Source organism: Loigolactobacillus iwatensis (genome assembly GCF_003950295.1).
GTDB classification, from domain to species: domain Bacteria; phylum Bacillota; class Bacilli; order Lactobacillales; family Lactobacillaceae; genus Loigolactobacillus; species Loigolactobacillus iwatensis.
The window spans coordinates 1-16,404 of the sequence record NZ_RHNP01000002.1 but is presented as its reverse complement, the minus strand read 5'-3'; the positions used below and the strand labels follow the sequence as shown (position 1 = coordinate 16,404).

Annotated in this window: 15 protein-coding genes; 5 read left to right on the top strand and 10 right to left on the bottom strand. The window is 40.8% G+C overall.

What is annotated here, in order from left to right:
• The 4 genes from rsmG to EKM98_RS00990 all read right to left on the bottom strand — a co-directional run bounded on the left by rsmG (position 1) and on the right by EKM98_RS00990 (position 3,526).
• Positions 1-741 (bottom strand): 16S rRNA (guanine(527)-N(7))-methyltransferase RsmG, encoded by a 741-nt coding sequence (gene rsmG, locus EKM98_RS01005; protein ID WP_125979862.1) that lies wholly within the window; start codon positions 739-741, stop codon positions 1-3.
• Positions 742-1,006: 265 nt separating this feature from the next.
• Positions 1,007-1,447 (bottom strand): GNAT family N-acetyltransferase, encoded by a 441-nt coding sequence (locus EKM98_RS01000; protein ID WP_225418498.1) that lies wholly within the window; start codon positions 1,445-1,447, stop codon positions 1,007-1,009.
• Positions 1,448-1,485: 38 nt separating this feature from the next.
• On the bottom strand, positions 1,486-2,202 hold the full coding sequence (gene larD, locus EKM98_RS00995) for a D/L-lactic acid transporter LarD (protein ID WP_125979861.1): 717 nt from the start codon (positions 2,200-2,202) through the stop codon (positions 1,486-1,488).
• A gap of 304 nt (positions 2,203-2,506) precedes the next feature.
• On the bottom strand, positions 2,507-3,526 hold the full coding sequence (locus EKM98_RS00990) for a zinc-binding alcohol dehydrogenase family protein (protein WP_125979956.1): 1,020 nt from the start codon (positions 3,524-3,526) through the stop codon (positions 2,507-2,509).
• A 130-nt stretch (positions 3,527-3,656) separates the two neighbouring features.
• Here EKM98_RS00990 and EKM98_RS00985 point away from each other — a divergent pair, with 130 nt between their 5' ends.
• The gene (locus EKM98_RS00985) at positions 3,657-3,932 is read left to right on the top strand and encodes a winged helix-turn-helix transcriptional regulator (protein WP_125979859.1); all 276 of its coding nucleotides are present in this window, start codon (positions 3,657-3,659) and stop codon (positions 3,930-3,932) included.
• 433 nt (positions 3,933-4,365) lie between these two features.
• Here the strand turns inward: EKM98_RS00985 and EKM98_RS00980 are convergent, their stop codons facing one another.
• The gene (locus EKM98_RS00980) at positions 4,366-6,276 is read right to left on the bottom strand and encodes an ABC transporter ATP-binding protein/permease (RefSeq protein WP_125979857.1); all 1,911 of its coding nucleotides are present in this window, start codon (positions 6,274-6,276) and stop codon (positions 4,366-4,368) included.
• A gap of 291 nt (positions 6,277-6,567) precedes the next feature.
• On the opposite strand from EKM98_RS00980, the gene EKM98_RS00975 reads away from it, so the two are divergent.
• Entirely contained in the window at positions 6,568-7,221 is a 654-nt protein-coding gene (locus EKM98_RS00975) for an HAD hydrolase-like protein (protein WP_125979855.1), read from the top strand.
• 176 nt (positions 7,222-7,397) lie between these two features.
• Here the strand turns inward: EKM98_RS00975 and EKM98_RS00970 are convergent, their stop codons facing one another.
• Entirely contained in the window at positions 7,398-8,315 is a 918-nt protein-coding gene (locus tag EKM98_RS00970) for an AEC family transporter (protein ID WP_125979853.1), read from the bottom strand.
• Between the two features lie 113 nt (positions 8,316-8,428).
• On the opposite strand from EKM98_RS00970, the gene icd reads away from it, so the two are divergent.
• Together icd and EKM98_RS00960 are read left to right on the top strand one after the other, a co-directional pair.
• Positions 8,429-9,703, top strand: coding sequence for an NADP-dependent isocitrate dehydrogenase (icd, locus tag EKM98_RS00965; protein WP_125979851.1), 1,275 nt, complete (start codon positions 8,429-8,431; stop codon positions 9,701-9,703).
• Positions 9,704-9,762: 59 nt separating this feature from the next.
• Positions 9,763-10,539: a tyrosine-protein phosphatase gene (locus EKM98_RS00960; protein ID WP_125979849.1), complete on the top strand. Its 777-nt coding sequence runs from the start codon at positions 9,763-9,765 to the stop codon at positions 10,537-10,539.
• 489 nt (positions 10,540-11,028) lie between these two features.
• On the opposite strand, the gene EKM98_RS00955 is transcribed toward EKM98_RS00960, so the two are convergent.
• The 3 genes from EKM98_RS00955 to EKM98_RS00945 form a co-directional block, all read right to left on the bottom strand.
• Complete coding sequence (locus EKM98_RS00955; RefSeq protein WP_125979847.1) at positions 11,029-12,393, bottom strand: glutamate--cysteine ligase; 1,365 nt, start codon at positions 12,391-12,393, stop codon at positions 11,029-11,031.
• A gap of 304 nt (positions 12,394-12,697) precedes the next feature.
• On the bottom strand, positions 12,698-13,027 hold the full coding sequence (locus EKM98_RS00950; RefSeq protein ID WP_125979845.1) for a hypothetical protein: 330 nt from the start codon (positions 13,025-13,027) through the stop codon (positions 12,698-12,700).
• Between the two features lie 272 nt (positions 13,028-13,299).
• Positions 13,300-13,956 (bottom strand): carbonic anhydrase family protein, encoded by a 657-nt coding sequence (locus EKM98_RS00945; RefSeq protein ID WP_125979843.1) that lies wholly within the window; start codon positions 13,954-13,956, stop codon positions 13,300-13,302.
• A 278-nt stretch (positions 13,957-14,234) separates the two neighbouring features.
• Between EKM98_RS00945 and EKM98_RS00940 the strand changes: the two genes are divergently transcribed.
• Positions 14,235-15,545 (top strand): NCS2 family permease, encoded by a 1,311-nt coding sequence (locus tag EKM98_RS00940; RefSeq protein ID WP_125979841.1) that lies wholly within the window; start codon positions 14,235-14,237, stop codon positions 15,543-15,545.
• A gap of 100 nt (positions 15,546-15,645) precedes the next feature.
• On the opposite strand, the gene EKM98_RS00935 is transcribed toward EKM98_RS00940, so the two are convergent.
• The gene (locus EKM98_RS00935; protein ID WP_125979839.1) at positions 15,646-16,002 is read right to left on the bottom strand and encodes a DUF1827 family protein; all 357 of its coding nucleotides are present in this window, start codon (positions 16,000-16,002) and stop codon (positions 15,646-15,648) included.
• Positions 16,003-16,404 lie beyond the last annotated feature (402 nt).

Sequence of the window (16,404 nt, the reverse complement as noted above, 5' to 3'; positions counted from 1 at the left end):
TTAATTCAATGTTTTCTCAACTAGCGGTTCTTTATTGGGGACACCTGCTCGCCTTGGATAGCGCTTAGGCGTTTGGCGGCGCTTAACAATGGTCAATAATTGCCGTGCGCCACCATTATCAGGTAGCTCAAAGGCTTCATTAGTTGCTAGATTACCACCCAACAAATGAATTGCGTATTTGGCCTCGGTTAATTCGGCGTCAGGTAACTGCCCCTTCAAGGCAATAAACTGGCCACCTTTTTTAACAAGCGGTAAACAAAGCTCACTTAAAACGTTTAACCTAGCGACTGCCCGCGCAGTGACCAAGTCGAAACTTTCACGATGTTCACTACGCTTACTTCCAAAAAGTTCTGCTCGATCATGATAAAACGCAACGTCACTCAAATTAAGCGCGGCAGCAAGCTCATTTAAAAATTTAATTCGTTTATTCAGTGAATCCACAATTGTAACCCTTAATTGCGGAAAAACAATTTTCAACGGCAACGATGGAAATCCAGCACCGGCGCCAACATCACAGATTGTTAATGCCTCATGCCGCAATGATTCTATGTAAAAGCTTGGTGTTAGTGAGTCATAGAAATGTTTTAAATAAACCCCTGCCTCATCGGTAATACTAGTTAAGTTCATCTTTTCATTAGTTGCAATTAATAATTTAAAATAAGTTGCAAACTGGGCCATTTGTTGGTCACTCAGCTGAATATCGTGTTCAGCCAATGCAGCTTTAAATGATGTTGGAGTCATTTACATCCACCTTTTCCTAAGCTTCGTGAAACATTTAATGTTTCACGTACTCTGTCTACTGTAACGTAAAATCACTACGGGCGCAAGGAATTCCAGCAAATCCTTTCCACAAAAAAACGTGAGGAATCATCTATCTTTAATGTGAGCTTTGAAGCTGTTCCACATAACAAGGTAGACGATCATTCACGTTTCAAAATATTCAATTCGTTTGTTTTAAATTTAGCCAGCGTACTTAAAAAATACCGAGAGCTCAATTGTTACTCAACTAATTCCAATCAGGATGAACTAATTTTAAGGTAAAATTCGCTGGTGTTGCGTATTGATTATCCTTAGTTATCACAAACCCAATTTGTTGGTAAAAAGCTAACGCAGAATCATTGCGCTGCACACACTTAAGCGTTAATGGTTCCCGCGCCATCTGGCTGAGCGTTTTAATCAAGGCCAATCCGACGCCTTGCCGTTGATGTTGTGGTGCGACAAATAAAAGGTGTACAAAACTAATGAGCTCATATAAGGCCGCAAAACCAACTACTTGATCATCAATTAGCGCAACAATTAATCGTTCACGTTTCGTTTCCGCCACTAAATCCGCTAATTGCGGATTTAGTACCCAATTAAAATAACGTTGGCGATCTTCCAAATAGATTTGTGCCATCGCTGACAAATCATTCTTTTTTGCCACTCGTACTTCAATTTTGCTCATCATCGTCACCACACCAGTTTCACTTTAAAATTATCCGATCATTAAACAATATGGAAAAAGCCGTGCATAAATAACGCCGCACAGGCAGCCCCAACAAAAGGTGCAATACCCGGCACTAAAATACCGTACTGCCAATCGCTATCCGCCTTATTTTTAATTGGTAATATTGCGTGGGCAATCCGGGGACCCATGTCACGGGCCAAATTCATGGCGAATCCTGTTGGTCCGCCTAAGCCCATACCAATCGCCCAGACCAGCAAACCAACGCCAATTGGTACAATTCCCGGCGTTTTGATTTGTGAAATGGCCAAAATCCCAGAAATAAATAAAAATGTATCAAAAAATTCCACGAAGAAGTTACGGGGTAAATTGCGGACAGCAGGTGCCGTTGCAAACAAGTTACGAATCGTAATTGGTGAAATTTCATCTTCTGAAGCCTTAAAATGATCGGCATACATAATCCAAACAATTATGGCACCGACAACGCCACCCAGGACCTCAGCAATTGAATACGGTAAAAATAGCGACCACTTGAGGTTTCCCAATAGACATTGTGCTAATACCATTGCTGGATTAATACAAACATTTCCGAAAATAAATAATGAGATTGTAATACCAAATCCCCAAGTAGTAATCGCAAAAATATGTCCTGAACCACGATACTTGGTTCCCTTCAAAACTTCACTACAATGAACGCCAACACCAAAAATAATCATGAGTGCTGTACCCATGAACTCTGCTAACAACTGATGAACCACAACTTCTCCTCCTCAGGTATATGTAAGTTTATGCACTTAAATGTTGCACACAAGTAATTAGTATACCACGGGGCGCTACTGAATTTGCATGAAAATTTTATGGATCAAAAAGTTTTCGATAATTAATCTAGTCTATTAATCAATGATCAATCAAAAATCGGGTGTGGCGTAAAAGTAGACTTTGAGTTTACTGTGCAGCGTAAGCTAGGTAAGTGAAACCAGGCCTTTGGCGCACGGTCTATGGTAACGATCGAAAATAGTAAGCGGCTGGAACTTTTGTCCTAACCGCTTAACATTTTTTCAGTTAACCATTAAATGGTCCCGTAACAACTAATTTTCCGACCATTGCGTTTGCTTCAACAATTGCGTGCGCCTTTTTCATAGTAGTTGCGTTGATACCCGCAGTAATTGTTTGAGTTAGCGTTGTCCGTAACACGCCTTGATCTAACAATTTTGCTATCTGCTTCAAAATGGCACCTTGCGAGGCCACTTGGTAATCATAGTCCGTTTTGGCAAACATATACTCCCAATCAAAACTGGCCGATTTATTCTTTAGCTTGGCCAAAGCAAGCCTCTCAGTTGATCCGACAATTGACCCGACGTGGCCAAATGGTCCTATTAAATCGGCGGCCAAATCAAAATAACGCGCCGTAGAATGTAAAATCACGATATTATCAAGTAAATCAAAACCCAAAGTAGTGATTTGCTGACGTAAATCTTGATGATAATCGACCGCATAGTCGGCCCCTAGCTCTTTTAACCAAGCGTGGTTTTTAGGGCTGGCGGTTGCGATGACGGTTAAGCCGGCCCACTTTGCCAATTGAATTGCTAATGAACCAACCCCACCGGCGCCATTAATAACCAATAAGCTTTTGCCATTATTTGCGTTCTTAACCGGTATTAAGCCCATTTTTTCAAAAAGTAACTCGTAAGCCGTCAGTGCCGTTAGAGGTAACGCGGCGGCCTGGTTAACAGTTAACTTTTCTGGTGCCAACGCCACTAAACGGGCATCAATTAACTGAAATTCGGCATCACTACCAGGTCGCTGAGTTGTTCCGGCATAGTAAACCCGCTGACCCACTTGGTAATCCTTCACGGCAGTGCCAAGTGCCACAACCTCGGCGACAGCATCGTAACCAATAATCTTAACCTGGGTCTGTTCTGGCGTACTCTGCCGAATTTTAGTATCCACAGGATTAACCGAGACAGCAAGCACTTTAACCAATAAATCATTAGCCTGCGGTTGCGGTTTTTCAACCAATACGTCTTGAAAACTGGCGGAATCAGTAATCGGTAAACCTTTGTAATAACCAACTGCTTTCATTTTTGTCATTAAATTCAACCTCTCTTCATTATTTATGGCTCAATTGTACTAACAAAAAATAAGGAATACAATAAGGGTAATTTTTGATACTACTCTAATTGTACCCGTAAAAGGAGTTTTAAAGCTAACTATGAAACAACAAATTTACGATTGCGCTCCTGGGTGTCCAGTTGCTTCAACCTTACAGTTTATTGCCGGTAAATGGAAAGGGGTTATTCTTTATCATCTAATTTATCAAGACTCAACTCATTTTGGTGAGTTATTAAGGGCTATTCCCAGTATTGGGCGGCGAATGTTGGCGTTACAACTAAAAGAATTACAGAAAGATAGGCTAATCAATCGAATAGTTATTCAAGAAACACCTTTGTTAATATTTTCGCGACTAATTTGCTGTAAACGTGTTTGAAAAAGCAGATTCCTGCGGTTAGCTACAACGGCCAAATCACCTTTTTCAAAGGTAATTCGGCTGTTTAGGCTAATCCTCAGAATCTGAACGCTTTTCCAAACACTCCCTAGCAAAAACATTTACTATCGTTTGACTCCCTTAGGTGCAACGTTACAGCCAGTGATTGAAGCAATGGCCACTTAGGGAAATCATTATAATCACAGCGGCGCAAAATAAATAGGCAGGAGTGGGCCAAAAAGGCGATTCTAGATTTACTGCATAGCATAAGCTAATCCAACAACCGTACTATGATTATTGGATTAGCCGTAGTTAGGCACGTGAACCCGGACTATTGGCACACGTACTATAGCAGCATTTAGAAACAGTAAGAGGCTAGGACTTTTATCCTAGCCTCTTACTGTTTCTAGTTTCAAATGATTATATTGGTACTAATTTAATCGTGGGATAAGGCCTCAACTGGGTCTAATTTTGCTGCGTTGCCGGCCGGCGCGATTGCCGCCAAGATACTAATCACAACACTAACAATGATCCCAAAAGCAATGTAACCAGGTGTTAATTGAATAATATTATAGTGGATGAAGCTTTCCGTTGCGTGGTTGATACCAAGTTGCGCCAACCAAACCACGATCACCCCAATAATACTTGAAAACAACCCAATCAAAAACGACTCCGCGAAGAAAAGGGTCCGGATATCTGTCTTGCGAACGCCTAATGCCCGCAAAATACCAATTTCCTTGGTCCGCTCAGAAACACTAATGTAAAGAACCACAATGATCATAATCGCAGAAACCAACAGTGAAATACCAGCAATTCCGGCTAACACGTAGAAGGCCAACTTAACGTACGTATTGACTGTATCTAAAATGGCCCCGGCACCAGTAATCTGATATTTATCTGCCTTAATTTTGTCCTGAATCGGCTTAACGTTAGTCAATCCCTTAACGTTAACCGTTAAGAAATTAGGCTTTAGCGTTAAACTTTTTTCTTTAAACATAGCCTGCAGTGTATTGTAACTAACCGTTGCACCACTTTGGCCGGTTGTAATTCCGCTAACAGTTACTTGGCGGGATAAAACAATTGGCTTCTTTTGTGCATCGTAGGTATTAACAAAGAAAGTAATCTTCTTACCCACCATCTTTTTATAGTCAGCCTTATCATACTTTTGAGCTAAATCTTTAGTAATTGTTACTTCGTTTAACCCAGTTGGTTGGTGGCCAATTGACAGGCTCTTATCCAAGATCGTTTTGTTATAGGTTTGGAAAAGCGAAATTGAATCAGTTTTACCGGCATACTGAACTTGAGCACCTTGGGCAAAGAAACCACGCTCAACTGAGGAAACGTTTGCCATCTTTGTCATTTTTGTGTAATCAGCCTGCGTCATCTTAACCGAATTAGGGTCCGTTGACTTAGTCTTTTGTGTTACCTGAATACTTTGTGGATTGATTTGTCCGGAAATTTCGTGATTCATGTAACCCTGAACACCACGCCCCAGCGACAGCATTAACAACACACTCAAAATTCCGATGGCACCCCCAAACACGATCAAAACATTACGTTTTAAGTTATAGCGCATATGTTTCATTGCCATATTGAAGTTAGCCCGAAAACTTAAATGGTGCGTGACCGTACTTGCTTTGGCCCCTTTTACTGGAAATGCGTCCTTTAAATGTTGATCTTGGTCAATTAATCCATCAACCATGTGAACAATCCGCGTTCCGTAATTGGCAACTTCTTGCGAGTGCGTCACACAAATAACGAGCTTCCCATCCGTGGCGATTCCATTTAGCAAATCCATAATTTCGTGTGAATTGCCTGAATCAAGCGCCCCCGTCGGCTCATCGGCAATAATGATATCAGGGTCACTGGCTAGAGCACGGGCAATCGCTACTCGCTGTTTTTGACCACCCGATAATTGATTAGGGTACTTTTTGATGTGCTCACCTAAACCAACTCGTTTCAACAGATCAGTCGCCGTTTGCACTTGCTCTTTGTGCGTTAACTTAGTCATTTCCAAACTCACCATGACGTTATCTAAAATTGATAAGTGGCTGATTAAATTAAAGTTTTGAAAAACAAAACCAATTGTTTGGCGCCGGTAATTATCTAATTCTTTCTCTGACATAGTTCTAGTTGACTTTCCGTTAACCAAAACATCCCCAGTATATTGGTGGTCTAAACCACCAATAATATTCATTAGGGTTGTCTTCCCACCCCCAGATTCACCAAGAATTGAAACAAATTCTCCGCGCTCAAAGCTCAAATTGATTCCCTTTAAAACTGGAAACTTAGTCTTATCCGCTAATTGATAGGCCTTGTGGACATCCTTTAATTCTAAAAAGCTCACAATACGGCCTCCTTTTTCATTTTTTATGTAATTCACTTATTTACAAAGCTTTTTCATTCTATGCGTTGGCCAGCGCTAGAACATCAGTCGTTGGTCGGATTAAATTGCCCAACTGATGGACCAACTTTACGGCCTCTAACCCACGCGCTAGAATTAGTTTGAAGCGTGGCGGAAAAAGTACCCAATTTCATGCGGCAATAATCAATGATTAGCACTGACTACGTTATAATGTTTGAATACAGGCATTTTTTTAAACGCGCTCTTGCTTACAAAAAAGGAGTTTAACCGAATATGGCAAAAATAATTACCTTTACCGACCAGGATGTACTCATTAATACGGACCCCTTTTACGCAGCAATTGGTGATCTCGCTGTTTTAAGTGGTAAAAGTTCCAAAGAATTAGAAAAGGTCTATCTCCAAAATGAATATCAATTATTAACGCAAACAACGTTTATCCCCTATTCAGAAATAGTTCGCCAGGCCTTGAAAGCCTGCGAAACTGTATTTGAGGTTAATAATTTAACGACACACGTCACTGATTTAATGAAAGTTTACCAAAATTTGCCAAGTTTCCGCGAGGTTTCTAAGACCTTAATGCGGCTTAAAGAAAATGGTTACCAATTGGGGCTTTTATCCAATTTACCGCGCCCAATTCTAGAACATAATTTGGCAAATTTTAAGGTCACCTTTGATCAATTCTGGTTAGCCGAAGATTTACAGTGTTACCAACCACAAGCAGCGTTCTTCGATCAGGTAACGAAGCAACTGCGACAATCAGGTATTGGCACATCCGATCACATTCATGTAACCGGCAAATATTTAGCAACTCTACCAGAAAATTGGCAAACGATTTGGCTTAATCGTAATTCACAGGAAATGCCTAAAAATCGCCCATCAATCCCGGTAATTAAGCATTTGGATGAATTACTAAAAAAATTGGCATAAATATAAAAATACGACAAAGTTAACGCTATGAATCTGATTGGTCACTAGAGGTTGGGAAGAAAGTTCTGGCCGCTTACTATTTTCGAGCATTACGCTAGAAAGGGCGCCAAAGGTCTGGGCTCACTTCCTTTGGGATCAAATTTATAGCATTAATCTTAGGTCGTATTTTTTTGTTTTTAAACTGCAATCATGAAAAATCCCATCGTCACAAAGGAAACAACCGTGCTTAAAAACTGTGTTGAGGCCATTTCTGATGCAGCAACTTGGTATTGAATGGCCAAAACGGTTGGCATGGTTGCCATTGGGATTGCCAGCGTCACTACCACTAGTCGTCGAGCTTGAACGGGAACCTGTAATAAGATTAGAACGCCCCAGACAACTAATGGAAATAAAATATTTTTCAAAAAAACATTGCCGATCACAGGTAGGGTCAAGTGAATTTTTCTAGTTTGTAAAACGATTCCGGCCGCAAAGATAGCAACCCCGCCCGCTGCCTTACCTAAAAGCGTAAAATTATTTGCTAGACTAGCTGGCATGGTTGAACCAGCTAGAACCAAAACAAAACCAAACAACGAGGCCCACACTAATGGTTTTTTAAATGTACGAAGAAGGCCTTGCTCATGTGACTCCGCAGGCTGATCACTTTCTAATAAGTAAATCGTCACCGGTAGCGCCAAAAGATTAATAATTAAACTACAAATACCAATATCGATGGCACTCAAATTACTGCCAAATAGCAACGGTAATACCGCTGACCCAACGAAAGGAACTGATGGATCGGCCACTGCCATTGCCCGTAAGGCGGCCAGCGAGCGTGATTGATGCCCAATAAAATAATAGCTTAAAAATAAAACGAGATAACAAATTACCATTGCCAACAATAACCAGAGCACAACGGATCTATCTTTGATAATAAGTTGACGTGGTGTTCCCCAAATTCCTGAAAAAACACTTAGCGGTAACGCGTAGGCCATAATCAACGTAACAAAGATACTACTAGCCCGCTCATCAAAGGTACCACGCCAAGCAGCAAAATAACCTAAACCTAACGTAAAGATAATGGGTATTAGTGCCAAAATAAGTGTTTGAAACATTTAAACACCCCTTAATAATTAAACTTGTTTCTTATGTAAAAAGATGTTACATTAAAATATGATTAAAAACAAGCTAATTTTAAAATCATTTTCTCATTTTAGGGGGATTTATTATGGCAACTTGGTTAACATTTAACGCCACAACAAAAAAACTAGTAGTCCCGCAAGATCCAATTATTCCTTTTATTCAAGGAGACGGTATTGGCCCCGAAATCTGGCACGCTGCACGGCCAGTATTTGACGCGGCCATCAGAAAGAATTACGGCACGACAAAAAAGATCGTTTGGCAAGAGGTTCTTGCTGGCGGCAAGGCCTACCAAAAAACGGGCAATTATCTACCCGAAGAAACACTGGCCACAATGAAAAAAGGGCTAGTCAGCATTAAAGGCCCGCTGACAACCCCAATTGGTAAAGGCTTTCGTTCACTTAACGTTCAAATTCGCCACGCTTTAGATTTATTTGCCTGTGTCCGACCAATTCATTATTTTCCAGGGACACCATCACCGGTTAAGGCCCCTGAAAAAGTGGCGATGACAGTTTTTCGGGAGAATACCGAAGATATCTACGCCGGTATTGAATTCAAGGCCGACTCTACGGCAGCACAAGAACTAAAGGTCTTTCTCGCCGCACATGCTGAATTAACAAAAGTACGCTTTCCAACAAGCTCAGCATTTGGCATCAAACCAGTATCACAAGAAGGAACGGCACGTTTAGTTATTGCCGCAGTTAACTACTCTTTAGCACACAAGCTGCCCACCGTCACGCTAGTTCATAAGGGCAATATTATGAAGTATACAGAAGGTGGCTTTAAAAATTGGGGCTATACTGCCATCGAATCCACTTTTCCAAAACAAGTTTTCACCCAAAGACAATACGATAAACTGAATCAGATCTCAGGGAATAAAGCGGCCGAAGAGGCCCTTAAGACAGCAAAAGAAACGGGTAAGGTGATTATCAACGACAAACTACCCGATAATTTTTTACAACAAATTTTGTTACACCCGGAAGATTATAGTGTCATTGCAACGTTAAATTTAAATGGTGATTATTTATCAGACGCACTAGCCGCCCAAGTTGGCGGGATCGGTATTGCTCCTGGCGGTAACATTAACTACGATACTGGCACCGCTGTTTTTGAGGCAACCCATGGAACGGCCCCTGAGTTTGCTGGGCAAAATAAGTTAAACCCTAGTTCCTTGCTATTATCCGGGGCAATGCTCTTTGACTACCTTGGTTGGACGAATGTTGCCGTTACAATTCGACAATCAATCGCAACCGCAATTCAAACTAAACACGTTACTAGCGATTTTGCTCAAAACCTCACCGCTGCAACAACTTTAGGTACACAAGAATTTGGTGCGTATTTAGTTCGCTTAATCAACAGCTAGTTGCATGCTCTTTGCTATAAAAGCGGCTATAATGAATTAAAAGCAAAGGAAGTGTAGCTATGCAGCAACAGCGTGTTTTACAGTTAGACGGTGGCGTTAATTTTCGTGAACTTGGTGGTTATGAAACAATCAATCAGCGTCAAGTTAAATGGCAGAAGATTTTACGCTCAGGTAGTTTAAGGGATCTAAAAACTAAGGACCTTGCTTTCCTCAAACAATACGGCTTACACTACGATATTGATTTACGTTCCAGTGGTGAAGTTGACATGTTTCCTGATCGTTTACCGGACACAACCAACTATGAGGCGGCGCCGGTTTATCCTTTTACCGATCAAAATAGCTTGCAAGGATTAAATGTTAAATTAGCGGACTCGTCCTTTGGCTTCTTTTCCCAAACTTATCAGCAAATGATCGTCGACCCCCACGCTCAACTAGCTTGGCGCAAACTATTTGCGGCGATGCTGGCTACCCCAACCGATAAAAAGAGCGTGGTCTTTCACTGTGCAGCCGGTAAAGATCGTACTGGTGCTGGTGCCATGCTTGTCTTGGCCGCTTTACAAGTTAAACCGGAAATTATTAAGCGCGATTATTTATTGACCAACATGATTTTTAGTACTAACAATGTTGATAGCATCGACCAAATTGTCGCCAAAAACGCCAGTGAAGATATGACCAACCGCATGAACCAAGTATTAACCGTAGAGGACGCCAACTTTGATGCCGTTTTTGCAACAATCAAAGCACTTTCAGGAGACACTGAACATTACCTGCAAAATGAATTGAAATTTTCTAGTCAAGACATTAAGGATTTGCGGCGACTTTATTTAACTGACTAGCATTTTTAGGAAGTGTAGCGCTCATATTAAAATTATATCGCTACTAAAAATAATGCTTATGCCGCTTGGTTACTGAATTACACGTGCTCAGATTTGGTTAGGTTCCATTTCGGGGCGCGAGGACCAGCCGTGTCGATGATTCTTAATGGCGGTCTGGGCCATTTAGAATCATGCGGGCTTGGCGAGATCCACTTTTACCTCCGCTTTGCCTTTATCTGGTAAAAGTTAGCTCGCCAACCCGCCACGCGTTCCGTCCTCGCGCCCCGGAATGGAATCTAATCCATTCGGTCTTGTTCCAGTTAGGACTTGACATTCTGAAAACTAACTAATAGTTTTAAATATGAGCGCTACACTCCACTAGTTCGCACTTACCTTAAAATTGACAGTATCTAAATAGACAGCAACCAATTTACATATGGTTACTGTCTATTTGGCTTTAAACTAAGAAGTATTTGAAAAAACGACTAGATTCTGCGCACTGACCTAACCTTAATTGCGTGGTTCCCAATTGCCTTTAAATAAATCACGACGTAGTTCACTTTCGTCCAAGGCTGGTTTTTGCTTAAAGCCGTTAAATGGCTCAATATTGCGTAACGCTCGTTTTTGATAACGCTGGGCCATTTTTAATGCATACGCCGTCAAAGAACCGTTATGCATTTGCCCAACTAAGTTAGCCGCCGGCGTATGCTCTGGGTTATCCAAACGATCCCGCATTGTATCCATAACTTCCTGGTATTCAGGGCCCCACTGAACTTGATCACCAAACAATTGTAATTGATCTAAAAATTCTTGGGCCTGCGCTTGATAAACTGTTGGTTCATTCGGTATTTCTAGAGAAACTGTTTCGAGCATTTCAGCCGATTCTTTCATGACCGCATTCACTTGACTAGTAGCAATTCCCGGTGACATCATAAAATAGCTCATTAAAATACGAATAAAGCGCACCGTTTCCGTTCGGATACCCACGGAAGTGGTTGGATCCAAATCTAACATTCGCAATTCTAAGTAATCAACGCCCTTTTCAGGCACATCAGCTAATTTGCCGGTTCCTTTAAGCCTAACACTGCCGTGATACTCACTTTCCGATAGTAAACGATCCTTAGCAACAGCGTCCGTAATGACCCGAACGTATTTGGCAACCGACGTGTAATCCCCAACAAATTCATAATAAAAGCCGTAATGACTACTACGTAAACTGCGAACTGGATGTTCCGGCTGAGCCTTATCCGCACTAAAATAATTAGCCTCAGCAATTGGACTAGCCCCAAATAAGTAAATGAGTAACCACCGATAACGCATAAATTGTTGTGCTACCTTTACGTATATTGCGTTAACAACTTCCGTTCGATTTTTAAATCGATCCGCAACTTCCGGATAAACGATATCAAAAATACGCTGATCAATGCTTAGATTGATGTGCACCCCACTGGGTAGTCCATTGGTAAAGCCGTAACGTTTGGCCACCGCCTCTAAATATTTTTTCTTCTTAGGTTCAGTGGCTGCTATTGAAATATTGGTCTTATCCTTCGGCAAAACTGGCGGCATTGACAACGGCCACAGTAGTTCGGTTGGTTGTAAAGCATTACGCAACGTATTATTTAACGCCATCAAGTAATTCATCGCCGAAACTGAGTGTGCAATCGGGGGCGTAATAACCTCGGATTGCGTTTGAACAAAGTCATTTTTGATAAACTGATTTTCTGCCTGATCACCCAGATTGTTTGGGTACGGTTCCTTACTCAATCGGCCATTTTTATCAATCCGGTGCATTTCGACTTCAATTCCCATTGTAAAATCACTTGATCGCGAAACGAGCTCCTGATCAAAAATTGCTTTTCCAACGCTGTCGAACATCTGATCACCTCCAGAAAGGTCCTAACTATTTTATCTAAATCCTATTTTAGCAAGGATTAACACCAAAATCCTAATCATTTGCTGTCCAAAAATAGTGCCAAATAAAGTCAGTTCCTCTAACACTTTACTTGCCACTACACTTATTTATATAGGTTAAAGGATCTTTGAAAAAGGGCACTTTCCCAGCACGTTTAAGCCAAATTAATCAAAAAATATTAACAAAAATAATTGTCCACCACGATCTGGCCTAAATCACCGACCGGTAACAATTTTTCTACGTGTCAAAATAAAACTTAAATACGTTTTAATAGGCGTATTCATCGTAAACCAATTCAACGAGACCTTTACGTGTTGCAAAATTAATTGTAACGACAGGTTGCCCTAAAATCTTTTCGTACTCAGTTAATACCTCTTCGGGTAATGGCGTTACTTCGCGCAAAGTCGTAATCAATTCGCTACTAGAATGAATTTGCTCCAAATCAACAAACATCCGCGTCTTAGTGACAACGTCCGTCAATAAATCCGTCAGAACACTATTAGGCTTACCATCTCTTTGTGTCATTACAACCTGATGTGTGTCCAACTGATCGTGATTGATCCGAATTATTTTTAATACATCAAACACAGTTAGCATGCCGATTTCCTCCTTAATTCTCCTAGCGCAGCTTAAGCGGCCAAAATATGTTTTGTATTATAAGCGTTCTCCAGCCAATTCACAACTTGAATCTATTTGAAACTACCGACGGCAAGTACTCTAAAAATATAACTAATATATAAAAAGAATCCGCGTACTTTTTCAAATATATTTACAGAGGCCGGGACAAAAAGTCCTAGCCTCTTATTGTTTCCGAACATTGCTCTAGAACAGGCGCCAAAACCGACTTTTGTCACACTCCCAAATATAATTTAGTCATTACTACCCAAATCATATTGCATTACTTGGCGCTCATTCAACGGCTGTAAATCCCGGTTATTTGTTTTTGGGAAAAATTGTTGGTAGCGTTCCAGCTGCTCTTGCGAAATCGTAAAGGGTTTTTCCGCTACATACCACTCTACACCTTCGATTAATGGTGGTGTCGTCAATGAACCAACGTAATGATAAATCAGGCCTGTTGTTGGTAAGAGCGAAGTTACCAAAATAGTTTCTGCAAACGTTGTTGATTTACCAGTTTGGTATTGATCAAGGATTTGTTCAAACTGGGGATTAGGTTGGCCGATAACAGCACTGACGGCAACAACCGCCGTTTTACCGATCGCATCGGTGTGGACAAAGTGCCATTCCATGGCTCGTAATTCACCATTGATTGTGTGTTCGGCCGGCGCGTGAAAATGTAGTTGAACTAAATGGAATAAACGCTGGTCAAGCCGCGCGTGTCCTTGCCCGTGTAGTAATAAATTATTGCCATTATCACAGACGTCCTGAACATAGTACGGTCCCTGCCATTCCAAAAAATCGGCGGCCTCCAAAATATTTTGGGATACCGTTTCTAGTGCAATTGGTGATTGTTGTTTACCAGCACCATAGGCCCACTGCGATTGCATTTGGTAGTTTAATTCGTTCATTTACTCACTCTTCTTCATCTTAATTTTCACCATTTAATCCTTCATTGCTCTTAGTATAAGAGACTTCCCAATTATTGCCAACTCGCAACTCTAATTTTATTGTTATGCTCATTTAATGAAAATTGAACATTAAGCAAAATGTTTTCGCTAATTGTTCTTAAATACTTGAAAAATATCATTTTAATAGTATTATAGAACTTGTTCAAGCGATTAAACACGAACAATATTCATTAATGTGCCTTTATTCTTAACTAATCAAGTGAAAAGGGAGATTAAGCATGCAATACATTTCAAATTACTTCAAGTTAGATGAATTGGGGACGAACGTCCGCCGAGAAGTACTCGCCGGTTTCACAACATTCATTTCAATGGCTTACATATTATTTGTTAATCCCAGTGTCTTAGGTGCTTCAGGGATGGATAAAGGTGCAGTATTCACCGCTACTGCCTTAGCTAGTGCACTTGGCTGTTTGTTAATGGGAATTTTGGCCAAGTACCCAATCGCAATTGCTCCTGGCCTCGGGGTTAATGCCTTCTTCACTTATTCAGTTGTTATTGGCATGAAAATTCCCTGGCAAACTGCGCTAGCCGGTGTTTTTGTTGCCTCAATCATTTTTATGATCATCACAGTTTTCAAACTTCGTGAGGCAATTATCAACGCTATTCCGCATAACCTTAAACTAGCAATTGCGGCTGGTATTGGTCTTTTCATTGCTTTCATTGGTTTACATGATGGTGGCCTAATTGTTGCTAACAAATCGACGGTGGTTGGCCTAGGTTCCCTAAACGTTAGTACCACTTGGCTAACTATTTTCGGCCTAATTGTTACCGCAATTCTGATGACACGAAAAGTTCCTGGTGCTATTTTTATCGGGATGGTTTTAACGTCTCTACTCGGATTAATAACTGGTTTAATTCATTTACCCAGTGCAATTATTTCCAGCGCACCCAGTTTGCACCCAACTTTCATGGTTGCCTTAACCCACGTTGGCGAAATCAATTCACTACAGTTGGTCGTGGTGGTGCTCACCTTCCTGCTAGTCACCTTCTTTGATACTGCGGGTACACTAGTCGGATTGGCCGAACAAGCCGGTTTTATGAAAGATAATAAAATGCCCCGGGTCGGCCGCGCCTTATTAGCCGATTCATCCTCAATGTTAGTTGGTTCCTTGCTGGGAACCTCGCCAACTTCAGCCTACGTTGAATCCTCGGCCGGCATCGCAGTCGGTGGTCGTTCTGGCCTCACCGCCGTAGTTACTGGCTTGCTCTTCATTGTTGGCCTTTTCTTCTCACCACTTTTGTCAGTTGTCACTAGCCAGGTAACAGCGCCGGCATTAATTATTGTTGGTGTGTTAATGGCCCAATCGTTGAAACAAATTGATTGGCAACAATTAGAAATTGCTATTCCTGCATTTCTAATCGTGTTGGGCATGCCCCTCACGTACAGTATTTCTGACGGTATCGCCTTAGGCTTCATCATGTATCCTATCACCATGATCGCCGCCGGTCGCCGAAAAGAAGTCCACCCATTAATGTACGGCCTGTTCTTTGTCTTTCTGATCTTCTTATGGATTTTAAACGTTAATTGAAAACTAAATTAGAAAAAAGACGTTTGACAAGATTACTTTTGTCAGACGTCTTTTTCATTTTCAATTACTTATAATCGGAACATATCTCAAAAAATTATTTCTAGTCTTTTTCAATCGGCTTGGCTTCAGCAATCACAATATCCTTCATTTTACGGATTTTATGGTGCCGCGCGGCCTCAATTTTTTCTTTACTCAGCCGCGTTACTTCGCCAAGCGTTTGTTCATTCAATAATCGATCCACTACAAAATCGATTTCATCCGTCCGAATATTGCGTGTTGTATTAGTTAGAATAACGTCAATTCGACGGAAACTATCGACATAATAAACACTAGTATTACCAAGCGTATACTTACGAAAATAACGGATTGCTGTGTTTCCATAAAGGTACGCAATCGTATTCGGAATCATCTTACGCAAGCTAACGTTAACCTTGATTGGAACTTCAATTAATTTCACTGTCGATAACCTCTTTCTTTTTAATTTTATACTAATTATTTTAGCGGATAATCAGTGTAAATTCGATCATTTTGCTTAAAAGCGTGCCGAAAAGATGGTTTCTCGCCCTAATCTAACTCCCAGCTTCAAGCAATTAACGCCATTTTTCATTGCTCGTTTTTAAAAATGACTAAACTTATAGTACGCTTATTTCGGCTAAAATGCTTCCTATATTTGACTGGTAAAAAAATAAAATTGGCCAACAATTAATGAATTCCGACTCATTTTATCTAGTAGCGACAAAGGTGTTATTTCACCTAAAAAGGATTAAAATAATATTATTTATACGCGTGGTGCTAGTTCGTCATAAAATCAAAAAAGCCTAAATTGTATACCAATATCGTCAATTCAATCTTTAATTGA

What these genes read in the sequence shown, in the direction of transcription:
- rsmG (WP_125979862.1), bottom strand. Translation starts at nt 741, where the DNA reads ATGACTCCAACATCATTTAAAGCTGCATTGGCTGAACACGATATTCAG.
- EKM98_RS01000 (WP_225418498.1), bottom strand. Translation starts at nt 1,447, where the DNA reads ATGATGAGCAAAATTGAAGTACGAGTGGCAAAAAAGAATGATTTGTCA.
- EKM98_RS00990 (WP_125979956.1), bottom strand. Translation starts at nt 3,526, where the DNA reads ATGAAAGCAGTTGGTTATTACAAAGGTTTACCGATTACTGATTCCGCC.
- EKM98_RS00985 (WP_125979859.1), top strand. Translation starts at nt 3,657, where the DNA reads ATGAAACAACAAATTTACGATTGCGCTCCTGGGTGTCCAGTTGCTTCA.
- EKM98_RS00975 (WP_125979855.1), top strand. Translation starts at nt 6,568, where the DNA reads ATGGCAAAAATAATTACCTTTACCGACCAGGATGTACTCATTAATACG.
- EKM98_RS00970 (WP_125979853.1), bottom strand. Translation starts at nt 8,315, where the DNA reads ATGTTTCAAACACTTATTTTGGCACTAATACCCATTATCTTTACGTTA.
- icd (WP_125979851.1), top strand. Translation starts at nt 8,429, where the DNA reads ATGGCAACTTGGTTAACATTTAACGCCACAACAAAAAAACTAGTAGTC.
- EKM98_RS00960 (WP_125979849.1), top strand. Translation starts at nt 9,763, where the DNA reads ATGCAGCAACAGCGTGTTTTACAGTTAGACGGTGGCGTTAATTTTCGT.
- EKM98_RS00955 (WP_125979847.1), bottom strand. Translation starts at nt 12,393, where the DNA reads ATGTTCGACAGCGTTGGAAAAGCAATTTTTGATCAGGAGCTCGTTTCG.
- EKM98_RS00950 (WP_125979845.1), bottom strand. Translation starts at nt 13,027, where the DNA reads ATGCTAACTGTGTTTGATGTATTAAAAATAATTCGGATCAATCACGAT.
- EKM98_RS00945 (WP_125979843.1), bottom strand. Translation starts at nt 13,956, where the DNA reads ATGAACGAATTAAACTACCAAATGCAATCGCAGTGGGCCTATGGTGCT.
- EKM98_RS00940 (WP_125979841.1), top strand. Translation starts at nt 14,235, where the DNA reads ATGCAATACATTTCAAATTACTTCAAGTTAGATGAATTGGGGACGAAC.